Source organism: Acidimicrobiia bacterium, assembly GCA_012959995.1.
Lineage (GTDB): Bacteria > Actinomycetota > Acidimicrobiia > Acidimicrobiales > MedAcidi-G1 > MedAcidi-G2B.
Genome location: DUCC01000034.1, coordinates 24,627 through 40,598, shown reverse-complemented (window position 1 = coordinate 40,598; position 15,972 = coordinate 24,627). Strand labels below are relative to the sequence as shown.

Genomic DNA, 15,972 nt, shown 5'->3' with positions numbered 1-15,972 from the left:
CTCCTCGTCTTCTAAGCGACAGTAACCGAAGCCACGCCTAAACAGGCTGTTGGTCAACAATCGCTGCTATCAGCTGCCTAAAAGTGTACCCAGGGCAGCCACGGTGGCTATCAAACCAAGTGAGATATAAAGCACGCTGCGCCAAAGTGGCGCTTTTTCAAGGTCTCCCTCGTCAAGTTTTTCTGGGGGCCGGATTAAGGCCAGGCCGTTGCCCACCATCATGGATGCCCCCAAGGCCAGCAGAAGCCAGCCCAAAAGGTCTTCGCCTAAAAACATGGTTACGGGGTACGAGCCATGTCGGCAAATCGGGTGTAGTGAGGCAAAAAGGCCAGCCTCACTGTACCGGTAGGGCCGTTACGGTGTTTTGACAAAATGACTTCGGCTGTACCCATATCTGGGCTCTCTGGGTTATAAACCTCGTCGCGATAAATAAATACCACGGTGTCAGCATCTTGTTCCAATGATCCAGACTCGCGGAGGTCGGACAGCATGGGGCGTTTGTCTTGGCGGGCCTCTAACCCACGAGAAAGCTGAGACAGCCCAATCACTGGGGTTTCAAGTTCGCGAGCCAAGATTTTAAGACCACGGCTAATTTCAGACACTTCAACTTGCCGGTTTTCTGCAGTGGAGCGTCCGGTCATAAGTTGGAGGTAATCCACCACGATGACCCCGATGTCTCCGACCCGGCTTTTTAGCCGGCGAGCTTTGGCTCGAATTTCCATAATGGAAGTATTTGGGTTGTCGTCAATCCAAATTTTTGCTTCGGAGAGTTTGCCAACCCCATGGTTGATCCGGCTCCAGTCATCTTCTGAAAGCTTTCCGTTTCGTATGTTTTTTGAATCCACTCGAGCTTCTGAACATAAGATTCTTTGACTGAGTTCTAACTGGCTCATTTCTAACGAGAAGTAGAGCGCAGGCAGGTTTGCGGTGGTGGCCACGTGGGTGGCGAGGCCAAGAGCAAATGAGGTTTTTCCCATAGCGGGGCGAGCACCTAAAATCATTAGGGAGTTTTTTTGTAAGCCAGAAATAAGGTGATCAAATTCGGTGTAGCCGGTGGGTACCCCGGTTATTTCGTTGCCACTTTCAAAAAGTTCTTCTAATCGGTCCAGGTTGGCATCAAGCAAGTCGCGAATGACCGCCATGGTGTCGGTAACCCGGCCCTGACCTACTTGAAAAACAAGGTTTTCTGCTTCGTCGACCGCTTTGACGACATCGTCAGGGTGCCCGTAGCCAATTTCGGCAATCTCATTAGCCGCCCCGATGAGGCCACGCAACGTAGCGTGTTCTTGAATAATACGAGCATATTTTGCCGCTGCAGTAATAGCCGGAGTGGTTGCTTGAAGTTCCAGCAACACGCCGTCGCCGCCTATTTGGTCAAGAAATCCTGCTCGTTTAAGGGTTTCAGCCACTGTCACCGTGTCGGCTGGTTCTCCGGAAGAATACAGCGTGCAAATGGCGTCAAAGATATGCGCATGGGACGGCTTGTAGAAGTGTGCTGGTTCGACAATCTCTAAAGCATCAGCAATTGCATCTCGGGAAAGCAGCATGGCTCCCAACAGTGAGGCTTCTGCATCAAGGTTGTGGGGAGGCACTCTGGTTGATGCTTTTGTGGGTGCTTGCCGTCTTTCGAATTTTTCAATCGGTGGCGGTTCATCAAAGGGGGATGGCCCGAGGTCGGGTTCGTTTACCACGTCAGGAGCTTCATCAGCCGGCAAGGGAGCGGCCTCGTCTTCGCTTATTTCATTGTTTTCTGACTGTTCACTCACTGAGAGACTCCAAAAAGGAAGAGGGGAACTTCACTCTCTAGTCTGCAGGAAACACCCTGTGAATCGCTAGGGGATATCCGGTGGATTTCGCCCCTTTTAGCGCGCGCCACTGGGGAAAGACTTGTGGACAACTTACTCTTCTGGCAGGAGGGGGTGAAAAGCACCGGTCCTCCCATGAGTTATCCCTCGGGGATTACCTCAATGTTCATCGGTACGGCCACCTCAGGGTGGAGTTGTACCGTGAATTCATGAGTGCCTACATCCTTGATGGTTTCAGTGGCGATCTGCGTGCGATCAACATCTATCCCAATTTGTGAAGCAAGTGCCGCAACAATTTCTACGGCTCCTACAGAACCAAAGAGGTGACCAGTGTCGGAAGCTTTCGCCGAGGCAGTGACCGTTTGGCCCGCCAGCGAGGCAGCAACTGTTTCTGCTCCTGCTCGATCAGCCGCCGACTTAAGGGCACGCTTGCGTTGCATGGCTTCTGCTTGAGTCGCCATGCCAGCAGTAGCCGGAACGGCCAAGCCTTCAGGTACCAAGTAGTTGCGGGCATAGCCGCGTGCTACATCAACAATGGCGCCCGTTGTGCCGAGCCCTTCAACGTCGGAACGTAACAAAACCTTCATTCCGCTACCTCCTCGGTGGTCGTGGTGTCAACTACTTCAATAGTTGCTGACAAAGCTTCTTCGAGTACTTCGGTTACTGCTTCTTCAACTTCGTTTTCGGTGCCTGGTGGCGGCGAAGATGGGGTGGGGGCTGGCCCAGAAGAGCGTGCACCGCGGTCATCAGGGCGACGCTCACGACGTTGCGTGGCTACCCGGTTTACGTAAGGGATTAGTGCCATTTCTCGGGAGTTTTTTACTGCCCGAGCAATGTCTCGTTGTTGACGCGAATCATTACCGCTTACTCGACGTGCCTTAATTTTGGATCGATCAGAAACAAACTTGCGCAGCAAGTCAGTGTCTTTATAATCGACGTATTCAATCTTGGCGATAGTTAACGCAGATATTTTTTTCTTTGAGCGACGCGCGTTATCGCGGTTTTTTTCTCGACGTGGGGGACGGGCCATTAGAAGGGCTCCTCATCAGTAGGAAAGTTGGATGTTGGGGCGGTGTTTGAGGTGGCAGGAGTTTGGCTGCTGCCACCACCGTCACCGCGATATTCATTACGGGAAACTTCGGCTGTAGCCCATTTCAAACTAATGGCCACATCATCGGCGACAACTTCAACCTTAGAGCGTCGTTGACCTTCTTGGTTTTCCCAAGAACGTTGGTCAAGGCGGCCATAAATAACCACTCGGCTGCCCTTAGTTACTGACTCGGCAACATTTTCAGCCAAGTTTCTCCAACAAGTAATATCAAAAAAAGACACAATGTCTTCCTCGTCACGCCCCTTGCGGTTCCAGGCCACACTAAAGCTTGCCACAGCCGCTCCACCAGCAGTGAATCGCAATTCTGGATCTTTCGTGACGTTACCAACAATGGTAACTGTGTTATCAAATGCCATTTTCTTACTCCTTTATCAACCAGCGTCTGCTGGTGTTGCTTCGCCGACTAAACCGCGACGTGCGGCCTCATCGTCGGGAAGGCGCATAATTTTATGGCGGACGATTTCACTGCGGTCCGCGAGTCGCAAAATACGATCGGCTGTATCGAGGTTAAATGCCTCGGTTACCACGGTGAGGACGACATAGAAGCCTTCCCATTTGTGGTTGATTTCATAAGCAAAGCGACGCCGGCCCCAAGGCTCGGAGTCAAGCTTGGAAACAATAGTGCCACCTTCGGCCTCTATGGCTTCAATAGCCTTGGCGAGACTTTGTGCATCTTCGCCCTCAGTGAGCTCAAGATCGCCATCTACGATGACCATTAATTCGTAATACCGCATATCGGCAGAAACCTCCTTTGGACACGATTCACGACCTTCGTGAATTCGGGGCCCTTAAACAGGGCAGGGGAAATAAATTTTTTAAACTCCCGGGGGAGCCATGTGATGCTATCTGCACAAAAACCGGTCGCGTTCCTCATAGACATCATCTTTCCAGAGGGGTGTGACAATCTCGGCAGACCGAGCGAAATTACCCCAGTCCGTACAGTTTTAACTCGTCTACTACTTCATCGCACAAGCCATAAACCTCTTGCGGCGCAGGGAACTCACCTGAGCGCACGTCAGCAGCGAACTCTTTCAAAGCAGCCACCCCTGTCCCATGGAGATCGGCATACCGGCGCACAAACTTTGGCAGCACTCTTTTTTCAATACCAAGAACATCGTGAAAAACTAAGACCTGTCCATCACAGTGCGGGCCGGCCCCAATGCCGATGGTTGAAACATCTACCGCTTCGGTAACTAGGGCCGCCACCTCGGCTGGCACTCCTTCTAATACCAAAGAAAAACAGCCAGCGTGTACTAAAGCTTTTGCCGCATCAACCAGATCAAGGGCAGCCTTGGTGCTACGACCTTGAACCTTAAAACCGCCCATGGCGTGCACCGACTGGGGCGTCAGCCCCACATGGCCCATAACCGGAATCTCTGCCGCCACCAATGCCTCAATCATGGGCAAACGCCGGCGCCCACCTTCAAGTTTTACAGCACCCGCTCCGGCTCGAATAAGCTGCGCCGCGTTACGCAAAGTGTCTTCCGTTGATACGTGGTAACTCATCCACGGCATATCAGCTACTACCAATGCCTGAGGGTTGGTGCGTGCCACCGCTGCGGTGTGGTGGGCAATGTCGTCTACCGTTACCTGCAAAGTGTCTTCGTAACCCAACACCACCATGGCCAACGAGTCTCCGACCAAAATCATGTCCACGCCCGCTTCGTCCACCATGCGAGCCCCGGGGGCGTCATAAGCCGTCACCATGACCAAGGGGTCAATGCCCTGCACTACTTTGTGATCCCGAATAGTTGGGACGGTCATTTTTTTAACCATTTCTGCACTCCTTTCCCGTCCAGCGCACACAGGCTGCCGGCGGTCTCTACAGGATACACGGTTTGACTTCATGACCCAAAATCTCTACATTCCTGCTTCTACGGGAGGAACCCTTATGTCAAACATGCCGCTCATTACTTCAATTGAAGAACTCACCGCAGAAGTCATAACTGATTTACTACAAGCCGCAGGCTCCCTCACGGAAAGCCAACACGTGACCGCTGTGGAACCAGTTTCTTTTGGTGACCAATCAGGTCTACTTAGTTACCTTTACCGCGTTGGCCTCACCTATTCCGATGGCGCACAGGGCCCAGCCACCGTTGTCGTAAAGCTTCCTACCGATGACCCAAACCAGCGAGGCATTTCTGATGCTTTGGGTTTTTACAACCGTGAATGCACCTATTACAACGTGGTAGCCCCCACCGCACCTTTTAAAACTGCCACCATTTTTGGCCAGGCACAAGCCACTGATTCCACCGATTTCATCATCGTTATGGAAGATCTCGGTCACATGGAACGCATTGACCAAGTGATTGGCGCAACACTTCCCGAAATCGAAACAGTGCTTAAAGCTTTAGCGAAACTGCATGCTGTTTATTGGGGGCATCAAGATTTAGAAAACTTGAGTTCTACTTTTTTACCCATGGATAACCCTATTTACCATGCCGCTTTGCCTGGTATTTTTGGTGCCGGCTGGGCTTCGTTAAAAGTCAACGCACCCGACCTTTTAGACCCGGAGATTATTGAATTTGGTGATAACTACAGTACTCATCTCCCCCAAATGTTGGCGGCCTTAAACACCCCAACCACACTGCTCCACGGGGACTACCGGGCCGACAATCTACTTTTAGATGAGGAAGGCAACCTGGCGGTTATTGATTTCCAAATCACCTCGATGGGTAACTGTGCTTTTGATATCGCTTACTTTTTATCTTCGTCGGTTACTTCAGAGACCCGTGCGGCGCACGCCGACCAACTGCTTCACCTCTACCACGACACGCTGACCGCCGAAGGTGTCAACTACTCATTTGAAGACCTTGAAGCCGGTTTTCGCGTGGCTCTTGCTTTTTGCCTCATTTATGGAGTGGCTTCGTTCGCCGGTTGGGATTCCTTCGGAGAACGTCAACAAGAACTCATGCGTTCTATGGCCTCACGAACGATTTATTCAATCCTTGAGACCAACGCATTAGACAGCCTGAACGCCAACTAAACCGTTAATAGTTGCCCAATGTGGAGGTGCGCACCATGTGGTTCCAGCGACACTCCAAACAAACTTCAATGAGGTAGGCAGTGAACTCGCCTTGCCGGTTTGCTAAGCGCTTTAATTCTTTAGGGGTGCTAATGCATCGCCCATGCGCTGGTAAACGTGGGCCAAAAACGTAAGTGACGTGACGTACCTGGTTTTCGGCACAAATGGGGCAGTCGATGCTGGTTGGGGTGCTGCAATGTTCGGCGTTACGCAACAACATGGGTTGGGCATCGCACACCAGGTCACGTCCGATTGCTCCTTTTTCAAACCCGTCGATCATGCGTTGCCGAGCCAATCGATAGTCCACGTCGGCGGTTCGCCGCGCCGGAACCAAACCCTCACGGTTAAACCCTCGAGCGGTGGTGCGGCTCCCCATGGCGCCACCCTAGAACACTGGCTAAGGGTTGGCCAGTCGATGAACTACGTGCGGTTGTCCCACCACGCTTGTAGTCGGGCTTCTACCTCGTCGGGGGTTAGCCGGCCTTCGTCAAGACGCAAGGTGGTCAACCATTCCATGGCCTCCCCTACTTGAGGCCCTGGTTCAAGGTTTAAAACTGACATCACTGTTTGGCCGTCTAGAACTGGGCCTAAGTCATCTAACTCGCCGGCTTGTTTTAATCGTTGAACCGATTGTTCAAACAAAGAAACATCCACTTTGAGAGCATCAACAATACGCACCGCATCAGCAAGGTATGGCCCTGCTTGGGCAGCGAGGTGCCGAATCTCATCATCGCTCCACACTGCAGACTGGTGTTTTTCAATAGTTTCTACCGCTTGTTGCACCACGGTGATTTGACGAATTTGCTGAGTAGAGAGCCGCCAGGCTTGCTGCCGCTTAAGAGGCACGACTGGCCCTACTGCCGCCAGGCGCAACGATGGTTCATGGGGCACCAACGAAAGGCGCCGCAAAGTTTCCTGTTGCTCCTCAATAGGTAACACATTGAGTTCTGGCCAGAACTGAGCAAGCAGTGTGGCCTCAGATAAAAAATTAAACCCTGGTTGAGGGTTCTCTACCATGAGTAATCGAAACAACTCGTCACGCACCCGCTCGACAGACACAATGGCCAAGCGGCTACTTAATATTTTAGCGGCCGTCAAAAGCCCAGAAACCGGAGTGAACCCGTACCCGGCGATAAAACGAGCCGCCCGCAGGGTTCGTAAAGGGTCGTCGGCAAATGATTCTTCTGGGTCCAACGGAGTACGCAACGTCAACGTGTCGAGGTCCTTTTGGCCACCGTAGGGGTCGTAAAGGCCGCCGTCTACTACGTCAACAGCCATGGCATTTACCGTGAAATCTCGCCGTGCTAGGTCTTGGGCAAGGTCTTTCGAATAGCGGACTACCGGTTTACGCGAGTCGTCTACATATGACTCTGCCCGATGAGTGGTTATTTCTAAATCCCATTGACCGAGGCGCACTCCGATGGTGCCAAACCGTTCGCCCTGAAGCCATACGGCATCAGCAACGTCGGCCACCAGGGAGCGGACCTCTTCGGGTAAGGCATCGGTGGTGAAATCGAAGTCGGGTGTTTGTTTTTGTCGCCCCATCAAAACGTCTCGCACCACGCCGCCTACTAAATACAACCGCGCCCCCGCAGAAGAAAATCTTTTCGCTAAAGGCTCCACTGATTTCAGTACTTCACTGAATCCTTGCGGGTGGTCAACAGGTTGCGTCATGGTTTAAATCGCTCGGCAACTTGTTGCACCACTGCTAACCCAGGGCCAGCGCTGGTTGCCTTTTCTGGTTGATACGAGCCACCCAAGAGGGCCGACACGGTGGCTGCTGTTGATTCGGTGAGCGCAGCAAGGTCGTAGCCGCCTTCTAAAAAAATCAACGACCGGTAAGCCGGCACTAAAGCAACGAGGCGAGTCATGAGGTCAGCGTAATCCCCAGAAGTTAAACCAAGGGAGGTCAGGGGGTCATCTCGATGAGCATCAAACCCAGCAGAGATCAACAACCAGTCAGGGTTAAACCGTTCTACCGCCGGGGTGATCACCTCATCAAAAGCTGCTCGATACGTGTCGCCGGCGGCCTGAGGGGGAAGCGGAACGTTTACCGTAAAACCCTGGCCTTTTTGAGCACCGGTATCATTTATCGCTCCCGTTCCAGGAAACAACGGCCATTGATGGCAAGACACGTAAAGCACTTGGTCGTCGTCCCAAAAAACATCTTGGGTCCCGTTGCCGTGGTGAGCGTCAATGTCCACAATGGCTACCCGTTTCCCTTCAGCGGTTAACGCAGCCGCCGTTATGGCCACATTGTTCAACAGGCAAAACCCCATGCTTTGGGTTGGGGTGGCGTGGTGACCGGGTGGGCGAATGGCGCAAAATGCTTGGGTTACTCTTTTTTCTTTTAAGGCGGCCACCGCTTGTATTCCTGCTCCAGCCGCCAAGCGGGCGGCATCCCAAGACCCGGGGCTCATTCGAGTATCCGGATCAACTTTGCCACCCCCTTGTTCATTTAAGGCAGCCAAGCCTTCAAAGTGTGCAGTGCTGTGTACTTTTTTAATCAACTCATCGGTGGCCGGTATTACGGGTTCTCGCAAAAGGCCTTCCGCTACTCCAGACCGGTCAAACCCCTCCCATACCGCTTGCAAACGGTCGGGGCGCTCCGGGTGCCCGCCTCCGGGGACATGTTCAAGAAACCGTTCATCGGTTAATACCAGCATGGTCACCTCGTGATGATAAGCCGCTCGCCGCGGTGGAAAGCGAAGGGTTCGCATCCTTGTCTCTTGGCTCAAGCGATTACCGAGGCGCTGAGGGTCGTAAAGTGTCAACATCGCCACTCATCTTTCCCCTCCTCGCTTTATGGCTCGACTGTTTTCGCAGCCTGCCCAAGGGCTGTCTCCAGCGGGAGTTTTTACTGCACCAGGGGGTCAGCGTTTTCGTTTTGGTCCTTGGCGTAGGGAACCCTCTGCTGGGCATTTAGTTCCGCTTGGTGGGCTTGTTGATGGTCTTTCTGCTTTGGCGGCTACCGATCATCTTCAGGGTTTGGGGTATAAAGAAATATTTACTTCGGCCTTAACTCTTCACGAACGAGACCCTTTTTTGAGTTTGGGTTATGAGGTAGATCAAGAATTGACTCTTTTGAAACGGCCTTTGGGTCTTGCTGTTTCGCCCTTAAAAAAACCTCGGCCTCGTCCTTTGCGGCGCAGCGACAACCCTCAAGTTTTATTAATCGATGCACTGTCTTTTGATGCTTTTTGGCGTTTTGATGCGGCCTCCATATATGAAGCTAAACGAGCTACTCCGCAGGCTCGTCAACGTGTTTTTTGTGAAGATCGCCAAGCAGTGGCTTATGCGGTAACCGGTGCTGGTCTTACCGATGGGTTTATTCAACGCTTGGCTGTTCATCCAGACCATCGTGGCCAAGGCTTGGGTTCTCAACTACTTGACGATGGTTTGCGGTGGTTGCAAAGAAAAGGTTTGGCCCATGCTTGGGTTAATACGCAGCCTCAAAACGAACCTGCTTTGCTGCTTTACCGTAAAGCAGGGTTTGTTGATTGTTCGGGCGGCTTAGCGGTGCTAAAACGTGTTATTCATGAAGAGAGCACCTAATGCGGTCCATTAAATACTTTTTTTTGCCGGTGATTCTTTTGGTTTCGTTGGCTCATCCGGTTGGTGCGGAAGAATCTGGTGGCCTTTCTTTAATTGGGCAAACCCCTTGGGTAAACGAGGAACATCTCACCTTCGATATTCGGGTATCTGGCCCTCTGGAGCGAGGTTTTTTTGTTATCCAGGCCCATCAAGGCATTACTCAAATTTCTTCTTTATCGGTTGATCAGGTAGGCGCCGGCGATCTTTTAGGTAGCCCTGTTTTGGTGCCCTTGAGTAGTAGTTTGAATAGTTCTGGGGTGGCTACCTTTGATCTTTCGGTCAGTGCTTTGCCGGAAAACGAAGCAGATTTAACGCTGGATTCAGGAGCCGTTTACCCATTTACCGTGCAGTTAACCAGTATTGACGGGACAGTTCTTGACCAGTTTGTTACCCCGGTTATTGTTCCCGATGATTCTTTTTCGTCGCCTTTAACTACTGCTTTGCGTTTGTCGGTGGCCGGCCCACCTCCTTTGCAAAGTGATGGTTCGGTGGTTTTTGATGACACGTTATTGACTGAGTTGCGTGCACTCGGTGATGCGGTAAGTAGTCACCCATCGGTGCCGGTGACCATTTTGTTGCCTCCGGCCACCGTCGTGGGTTTATCTCGCTCGGGCCTTGAGGCTCATGGGCAACTCGTTGATCTTCTCACCCCGGGCCTTGAGTCTTCGGTAAAAATTGCTTCCGCTTCCTTTGTTACCGCCGACCCCGAAGCGTGGCGGCAAGTGAACCGTTCTGATATTTACCGCGATCTTCTTACCCATGGCGATGTGGTGTTCGTTGACCGTTTGGGGGTAGTGGCCCAGCGTTCGGTCACGCTTTTAGAACCCACCGCTACTGCCGAAACGTTGAGTTTGTTATTGCAGTTTGGAAGCACAGAATTCTTGGTTGATGCCCATCACCTCACCCCGATTCCTGGTGCTTCCAGTGACGCTTTTGTTCAACCAGTAGCGCTCCGTGACGCTAACGGGCAGTTGCGTTCGGCTCGGGTGCTTGACCCTCAAATAAGTTCCTATTTCACCAACTATGACGAACCGGTAGTAGCGGTCCAGTTTTTGCTTGCCCACCTTGCTCTTTTGTCGTGGTCTGTTCAAGAAGATGCATCGGCTGTGGTGGTAGTACCAGAGCAGGTAGCACTGTTGCCGCTTCTTGTTGATTTACTTTTCAATACCTTAAGCGAGGCCCCGTTTGTTGAGCTTTCTCATTTGGAGCCTTTAGTTCTTTCTGAAAATTTTTTTGGCCCCACCTTTGATCTTTGGCCCACCGAGGTAGCAAGCATGGTGGATCGAGCCAACGGACATGGTTTGGTTGAAATGGTTTTGTCGGCCTATCAAGAACTTTTAGGCGGCCCGCACCCATCGGTTATTACTCTTACCGGTTTACTCGAAACGACTACAGCAGTTGAATTGTCCAACGACGAGGTGAATAAATATTTCAGCGCTATTTACCACGAAGTTACCGAAATGATGGGCCAGTTTTATTTACCTGATAGTCAAAATGTCCGCTTAACGAGTCGCCAAGCAACCGTTCCTTTTACGGTAGAAAACAATCTCTCAGTACCCGCCACGGTAGTTATTGGTCTAACGAGCGATGGGCGGTTGACCTTTCCCGACGGCGAAGAAATTTTGGTTACTTTGCAACCCGGCAGTAACCGTATTTTGTTAACGGTGGCCGCTCGGGCCTCGGGTGATGCTCGAGTGCAGGTAACGCTGCGTTCTCCAGACCAATCTCGGTTGCTTCAGTTGGCTTCGACTCAACTTTTTGTTCGTACCACCAAGTTGTCGGGGGTCGGGGTGCTGTTGTTGGTGATGGCGCTGAGTGTGCTTGCTGTTTGGTGGGTGCGTTCAGCACGTGCCCCTCGACCGGTTTCACCCGACTACCATGAAGTTAACCCTCAGGAGGATTAATGACCGTTCGTATTGTTACCGACAGTGCCTGTGACCTCACCGACGCTGAAGCTGCTGCTTTAGATATTGATATTGTTCCGTTGAGTATCCGCTTCGGCGATGCTGAATACATTGATCGTCACGAACTTTCGGTAACAGAGTTTTATAACAAAATGTCGGCCAGTGAGCATTTGCCGCAAACGGCTGCTCCGGCTCCTGGTGCTTTTGAAGAAGTGTTTCGTAAACGGTTAGATACCGGGGCCCAAAGCGTGGTGTGTATAAATATTTCTGCCGGGGTTTCTGCCACCATGCAGTCGGCGGAAGCGGGGGCCAAGGTCTGCGGGGGCGATGTGCGGGTTGTTGATAGCGGTTCGGTAAGTGTGGGGCAAGGAACCATTGTGTTGGCAGCGGCAGAGGCGGCACGTTCTGGTGCTTCGGCCGAAGAGATCACTGATTTGGTGGCTGACCTTTCGGCTCGTACTTCGCTTTTTGGGGCTTTGGATACTTTGGATAATTTGGTGAAGGGTGGGCGTATTGGAGGCGCTAAAGCCATGGTGGCTAATGTTTTGTCCATTAAACCTTTGTTAGATATCAGCAGTGGGGTGGTTGAAGAAGCGGGTCGCCAGCGAACTCGCAAAAAGGCCTTAGCTTGGCTGATTAACAAGGTGGTAGAGCAAGGTGATGCCCTTGAGTCGGTGGCGATTGCTCATGCCATGGTTGATGATATTGATGCTTTTACCGACCGCCTTTGTGCAGACACTGGGCTGACAGAGGCTCGAGTAGCAGTTATTGGCCCCGTGGTGGCGAGCCATGGCGGGCCTGGTCTTGTTGCTATTAGTTACGTGCTTAAGCCTTAACTCAGAGGTATGCCCCCTTTGGGGGGTGGTATTTATTACGTTGATGAGCGGTGGCTCTTCAACAGGCGTCTGGTGGCGCACCCGGGTTAGTGATTGCTGACCGATATCGCTTGGATCAGTTATCTGGCGACACGCTTCGTACTGAGGTTTGGGAGGGTTGGGATCTCACGTTGGCTCGTCCGGTGATGGTCAAACTTATTCATGCGGGGGATATTCCTACGGCGGGTGGTCGTCTTGGTCTGGCGGGAGTGGTTGCCCTTTTTGATGCAACCAATCATCAAGGGATGGCTGTTTTAGTTTTTGAGCGCCTGGAGTGTTGGCCCCTCAACCAGTTACTGCATCAGCAGCCAGTTCTTCATCCTGACGAGGTTGCCGCATGGGTGGCTGGTGCCGCCCGCGTTGTGGAGTCTGCTCACCATTGCGGTATTCCTCATGGGGCGATTACTACTTCGAATATTTTAGTTTTACCTGACCGTTCGGTGCGTTTAACAGACTTTCGTGGTCGACCAACAGGTAACGGGGATGGCCCGTTTGATACGCAACCTGATTTACTTGCTTTGTCTTTGTTGCTGCACGACTTGTTGCTGCGTTGTCCGCGTTCGTTGGTTTCTAATTTTTTGTGGTCGTTAGCTGACCCCGATGCTCTTCCTCAACCTGATTCAGTTTTAGCCTTTCGTTTGCTTCTTGAGCACCAACCCGAGAGCGCTTCGTTAAACACAAGAAAATGGTGGTGGCCGGTGGTGGCTTCAGGGTTTTTTGTGGCTGGAGTAGCCGCTCTTTCTTGGCTCCTTATTACCTAGAAGCCAGCGCGATAACCTCAGAATATTATTACTTCCGCTTCGCCGCCTTCGTTTTTAGAGGACCCTGATCTTCTTTTGGTGCGGGCCGCCCAAAAGGGCGATACGGAAGCCCTTGATCAACTTTTACGCCGTCATCACGACAAGGTTTGGGGTATTTGCCGACGGTTGGCGGGCAACGATGCTGATGCTTTAGATGCGACACAGGAAGCTTTAATTGCTGTAGCCACTCGCCTTAATCGTTTTGATGGGAAGTCGCGTTTTACTACTTGGTTGTATCGCGTTACTACTAATGCTTGTTTAGATGAGTTGCGGCGGCGTGCTCGCCGGCCCTTGGTGGGTTTGGACGCCGCGTTTGAGCCTGTAGATCTTTCCGCCCCGCCGGTGGATGGTTTAGTTGCTGATCGTTTGCTTATTGATGCTGCGTTGGCTCGCCTTCCTGAAGAGTTTCGCGTTGCGGTAGTTTTGCGTGATTTGCTTGATCTGGATTATGCAGAGATTTCTGAGATTCTTGATATTCCCCCGGGGACGGTGCGGTCGCGTATTGCTCGGGGCCGGGGCGCTTTGGCAACTTTTTTAAGACCCGGGAACCAAACAGACTTGTCGGAGCGTCAGAACCTATGACTATGGAACCTAAAGATCTTTCTGTGCCTGCAGAGGTATCGGCTCTTGATGATCAGGCGGCGTCCATTGTTGAGGGTTTGGCTTCGCTTCCGTTGTCCCCTTCAGCGGAGTTGCTCGCTCGAGTAGAAAAATTTCAACAGGTGCGAGCCCATCTTTCTGCGGCACCGGTTTTTCCTGATGTTTTGTTGCGGGACACTCAGTTGGCGGTCGCGGTTTCTTCGGTTGGCGATCAGGTGGTGGTTCCGTTGCGCAAGCGCCGGGGCCCTTCATCGGTTGTTGCCGTGGGTATTGCGGCGGCCGCTGCCTTGTTGTTGGTTGCGGTGAGTTTGACCAGTGGGGTTTTTGAATCTGGGTCGGATGATGCTGCGTCGGTGGCTCTGCCGTCGCCGACTACTTTTGCGGCGGTGGATCAAGAGACTTCTGGGGCGGCGGAATCGGTGGAAACGCAAGCCACCTTTGCTACTGAAGCAGATTTTTCGGGTGATGCGCCGATCGTTCCAGAGAGTTTGGCTTTAGAACGTTCTGTGGATCTTCTCGAAGGTTCTCCATTTTTAGATCTCCAAAGTTTTGAGGAGGCCGCTACTGAGCGTTTTTTTGCTCGTCGTGAGAGCGCTGCTCTTTCTCACGAAAATTCTCCTTGTGGGTTTTCTTTAACGCAACAACAGGAATTGTTGGGTGAGTTACCTGACGGTTCTGAGTGGTTGCCTGTTGAGGTTGAGGGCCATCAACAAGAGCTTTTGGTGATCTTTGGCCATTTCAATTTGTTGATCGTTGACCCTTTTGATTGTTTAAACAGGTTTTTGGTTGAGGTAATCGTTCCTTAACCAAGATGGTGAACCGGTTGGCTGTGTAGGCTCCGCATATGGCTGATGATTTATCACAGAACTCCACCGATGATGCCTCTGTGGGGTGGGAAACGCAGATTACCGATCGCTTTGTTCATACCGTTGATCGTTTACGTGCTCTCACTACTCAACCGTTGCTTGCCGCTTCGCGAGGTGTGGTTTTTGGTTTAGTGGCCATTATTTGCGGGTTGACGGTTTTGATTTTGTTCAGTGTCGGAATATTCCGCTTGTTAAATAATGTTCTCCCTGGGGGAAGTTGGACCGCTTACCTGGTCCTGGGTGGCCTTTGCTGTGCTCTCGGGGCTTGGTTCTGGTCACGTCGTCTTCCTGATTCTTCACCTTCTCAATAGTCTCGTCACTTAAGGGTTTTTATGTCTGATCATCATGAAGTTGTCATTATTGGTTCGGGTCCGGCTGGTTTAACCGCCGCCATTTATACTGCTCGTGCAGATTTAGCGCCTTTGGTTATTGAGGGTGAACCTTCCTCAACGAGCGACCAACCGGGCGGGCAGTTGATGCTGACCACGGAGGTAGAAAACTTTCCTGGTTTTCCTCAAGGGGTTATGGGCCCGCAACTTATGTCCGATATGCGTGAACAGGCTGCTCGCTTTGGAGCGAATTTTCTTACCGATCGTGTGAGTCGGGTGGATTTTTCTCAGCGGCCTTTTTCTGTTTGGGTAGGCGACAGCGATGGAGAGCCCACTTATTTAGCCGAGTCAGTCATTGTTTCGACTGGTGCTCGTTCAATCATGTTGGGGTTAGAGGCGGAAACCCGTTTGATGGGCCATGGGTTATCTACCTGTGCTACTTGCGATGGTTTTTTCTTTCGTGATCATGAAATCGCTGTGGTAGGGGGCGGGGACTCTGCGCTAGAGGAAGCAAACTTTTTGAGCCGTTTTGCCAGCAAGGTCACTGTGGTTCATCGTAGAGATGCGTTGCGTGCTTCAAAAATTATGCAAGCCCGTGCTGAAGAAAACCCTAAAATTGAGTTTGCTTGGAACTCCACGGTGGAAGAAATTTTAGGTGACACCAAGGTGGAGGGGTTGACTTTAAAAGACACCCTTACCGGAGTAACCAGAAATCTGCCGGTTACTGGCGTATTTATTGCTATTGGTCACCGGCCGAATACTGATTTGTTTGTTGGTCACCTTGAACTCGATGACGGTGGTTATTTGGTTACGGGGCCAGATAATTCTACTACTGGGGTGGCTGGTGTTTTCGCTTGTGGCGATGTCCAGGACCACACTTATCGTCAAGCAATTACTGCTGCTGGGTCGGGGTGTATGGCTGCTTTGGATGCTGAGCGTTGGCTTGAGAGTTTGCAGGATTAGTTTTTTCACTGTGGCGTGACAATCGACCAGCGCTTTACGTGCGGTTGGCTGGCGTTCATCGGGTAGACAGAACAGGAAGACCTTTTGGTTTCTCGTCCAT

Annotated in this window: 18 protein-coding genes and 1 pseudogene; 9 read left to right on the top strand and 10 right to left on the bottom strand. The window is 51.8% G+C overall.

The features are described 5' to 3' along the window. Positions 1-69 precede the first annotated feature (69 nt). The 7 genes and pseudogenes from EYQ49_09075 to panB form a co-directional block, all read right to left on the bottom strand. Positions 70-276: a hypothetical protein gene (locus EYQ49_09075; protein HIG26024.1), complete on the bottom strand. Its 207-nt coding sequence runs from the start codon at positions 274-276 to the stop codon at positions 70-72. Positions 277-278: 2 nt separating this feature from the next. Next, entirely contained in the window at positions 279-1,640 is a 1,362-nt protein-coding gene (gene dnaB / locus EYQ49_09070; GenBank protein ID HIG26023.1) for a replicative DNA helicase, read from the bottom strand. Positions 1,641-1,945: 305 nt separating this feature from the next. Next, positions 1,946-2,392, bottom strand: coding sequence for a 50S ribosomal protein L9 (locus EYQ49_09065; protein HIG26022.1), 447 nt, complete (start codon positions 2,390-2,392; stop codon positions 1,946-1,948). 191 nt (positions 2,393-2,583) lie between these two features. Then, positions 2,584-2,835: pseudogene (gene rpsR, locus EYQ49_09060) on the bottom strand (30S ribosomal protein S18). Then, entirely contained in the window at positions 2,835-3,272 is a 438-nt protein-coding gene (ssb, locus tag EYQ49_09055) for a single-stranded DNA-binding protein (protein HIG26021.1), read from the bottom strand. The pseudogene rpsR and the gene ssb overlap by 1 nt, the downstream one beginning before the upstream one ends. 15 nt (positions 3,273-3,287) lie before the next feature. Further along, complete coding sequence (rpsF, locus tag EYQ49_09050; protein HIG26020.1) at positions 3,288-3,650, bottom strand: 30S ribosomal protein S6; 363 nt, start codon at positions 3,648-3,650, stop codon at positions 3,288-3,290. A gap of 190 nt (positions 3,651-3,840) precedes the next feature. Continuing rightward, positions 3,841-4,692 carry a 3-methyl-2-oxobutanoate hydroxymethyltransferase gene (gene panB / locus EYQ49_09045; protein HIG26019.1) on the bottom strand — a complete coding sequence of 284 codons (852 nt, stop codon included), beginning with the start codon at positions 4,690-4,692 and terminating at the stop codon, positions 3,841-3,843. A 70-nt stretch (positions 4,693-4,762) separates the two neighbouring features. Here panB and EYQ49_09040 point away from each other — a divergent pair, with 70 nt between their 5' ends. Next, positions 4,763-5,902, top strand: a complete 1,140-nt coding sequence (locus EYQ49_09040; GenBank protein HIG26018.1) for a DUF1679 domain-containing protein — start codon at positions 4,763-4,765, stop codon at positions 5,900-5,902. 4 nt (positions 5,903-5,906) lie between these two features. Here EYQ49_09040 and EYQ49_09035 read toward each other — a convergent pair whose 3' ends face one another. From EYQ49_09035 to EYQ49_09025, 3 genes are read right to left on the bottom strand one after another with little or no spacing between them, the layout of a single operon-like run. After that, complete coding sequence (locus tag EYQ49_09035) at positions 5,907-6,317, bottom strand: hypothetical protein (protein ID HIG26017.1); 411 nt, start codon at positions 6,315-6,317, stop codon at positions 5,907-5,909. Positions 6,318-6,361: 44 nt separating this feature from the next. After that, the gene (locus EYQ49_09030; protein ID HIG26016.1) at positions 6,362-7,615 is read right to left on the bottom strand and encodes a hypothetical protein; all 1,254 of its coding nucleotides are present in this window, start codon (positions 7,613-7,615) and stop codon (positions 6,362-6,364) included. After that, positions 7,612-8,607 (bottom strand): histone deacetylase, encoded by a 996-nt coding sequence (locus EYQ49_09025; protein ID HIG26015.1) that lies wholly within the window; start codon positions 8,605-8,607, stop codon positions 7,612-7,614. The genes EYQ49_09030 and EYQ49_09025 overlap by 4 nt, the downstream gene beginning before the upstream one ends. 139 nt (positions 8,608-8,746) lie before the next feature. Here EYQ49_09025 and EYQ49_09020 point away from each other — a divergent pair, with 139 nt between their 5' ends. From EYQ49_09020 to trxB, 8 genes are all read left to right on the top strand, one after another. Then, entirely contained in the window at positions 8,747-9,496 is a 750-nt protein-coding gene (locus EYQ49_09020) for a GNAT family N-acetyltransferase (protein HIG26014.1), read from the top strand. Further along, positions 9,496-11,439 carry a hypothetical protein gene (locus EYQ49_09015; GenBank protein ID HIG26013.1) on the top strand — a complete coding sequence of 648 codons (1,944 nt, stop codon included), beginning with the start codon at positions 9,496-9,498 and terminating at the stop codon, positions 11,437-11,439. Before EYQ49_09020 ends, EYQ49_09015 begins: the two co-directional genes overlap by 1 nt. Next, positions 11,439-12,275, top strand: a complete 837-nt coding sequence (locus EYQ49_09010) for a DegV family protein (GenBank protein HIG26012.1) — start codon at positions 11,439-11,441, stop codon at positions 12,273-12,275. The genes EYQ49_09015 and EYQ49_09010 overlap by 1 nt, the downstream gene beginning before the upstream one ends. A gap of 50 nt (positions 12,276-12,325) precedes the next feature. After that, entirely contained in the window at positions 12,326-13,075 is a 750-nt protein-coding gene (locus tag EYQ49_09005; GenBank protein HIG26011.1) for a hypothetical protein, read from the top strand. 75 nt (positions 13,076-13,150) lie between these two features. Beyond that, positions 13,151-13,696 (top strand): sigma-70 family RNA polymerase sigma factor, encoded by a 546-nt coding sequence (locus EYQ49_09000; protein HIG26010.1) that lies wholly within the window; start codon positions 13,151-13,153, stop codon positions 13,694-13,696. 23 nt (positions 13,697-13,719) lie between these two features. After that, positions 13,720-14,520, top strand: a complete 801-nt coding sequence (locus EYQ49_08995; GenBank protein ID HIG26009.1) for a hypothetical protein — start codon at positions 13,720-13,722, stop codon at positions 14,518-14,520. Between the two features lie 38 nt (positions 14,521-14,558). After that, positions 14,559-14,891 carry a hypothetical protein gene (locus EYQ49_08990; GenBank protein ID HIG26008.1) on the top strand — a complete coding sequence of 111 codons (333 nt, stop codon included), beginning with the start codon at positions 14,559-14,561 and terminating at the stop codon, positions 14,889-14,891. 21 nt (positions 14,892-14,912) lie between these two features. Next, positions 14,913-15,872: a thioredoxin-disulfide reductase gene (gene trxB, locus EYQ49_08985; protein ID HIG26007.1), complete on the top strand. Its 960-nt coding sequence runs from the start codon at positions 14,913-14,915 to the stop codon at positions 15,870-15,872. Positions 15,873-15,972: the final 100 nt, after the last annotated feature.

Coding starts and splice junctions, on each gene's coding strand:
- rpsF (HIG26020.1), bottom strand. CDS start 3,650: ATGCGGTATTACGAATTAATGGTCATCGTAGATGGCGATCTTGAGCTC.
- EYQ49_08990 (HIG26008.1), top strand. CDS start 14,559: ATGGCTGATGATTTATCACAGAACTCCACCGATGATGCCTCTGTGGGG.
- panB (HIG26019.1), bottom strand. CDS start 4,692: ATGGTTAAAAAAATGACCGTCCCAACTATTCGGGATCACAAAGTAGTG.
- EYQ49_09040 (HIG26018.1), top strand. CDS start 4,763: ATGACCCAAAATCTCTACATTCCTGCTTCTACGGGAGGAACCCTTATG.
- EYQ49_09010 (HIG26012.1), top strand. CDS start 11,439: ATGACCGTTCGTATTGTTACCGACAGTGCCTGTGACCTCACCGACGCT.
- EYQ49_09035 (HIG26017.1), bottom strand. CDS start 6,317: ATGGGGAGCCGCACCACCGCTCGAGGGTTTAACCGTGAGGGTTTGGTT.
- EYQ49_09025 (HIG26015.1), bottom strand. CDS start 8,607: ATGCTGGTATTAACCGATGAACGGTTTCTTGAACATGTCCCCGGAGGC.
- EYQ49_09075 (HIG26024.1), bottom strand. CDS start 276: ATGTTTTTAGGCGAAGACCTTTTGGGCTGGCTTCTGCTGGCCTTGGGG.
- EYQ49_09030 (HIG26016.1), bottom strand. CDS start 7,615: ATGACGCAACCTGTTGACCACCCGCAAGGATTCAGTGAAGTACTGAAA.
- EYQ49_09020 (HIG26014.1), top strand. CDS start 8,747: ATGGCTCGACTGTTTTCGCAGCCTGCCCAAGGGCTGTCTCCAGCGGGA.
- EYQ49_09065 (HIG26022.1), bottom strand. CDS start 2,392: ATGAAGGTTTTGTTACGTTCCGACGTTGAAGGGCTCGGCACAACGGGC.
- ssb (HIG26021.1), bottom strand. CDS start 3,272: ATGGCATTTGATAACACAGTTACCATTGTTGGTAACGTCACGAAAGAT.
- trxB (HIG26007.1), top strand. CDS start 14,913: ATGTCTGATCATCATGAAGTTGTCATTATTGGTTCGGGTCCGGCTGGT.
- EYQ49_09015 (HIG26013.1), top strand. CDS start 9,496: ATGCGGTCCATTAAATACTTTTTTTTGCCGGTGATTCTTTTGGTTTCG.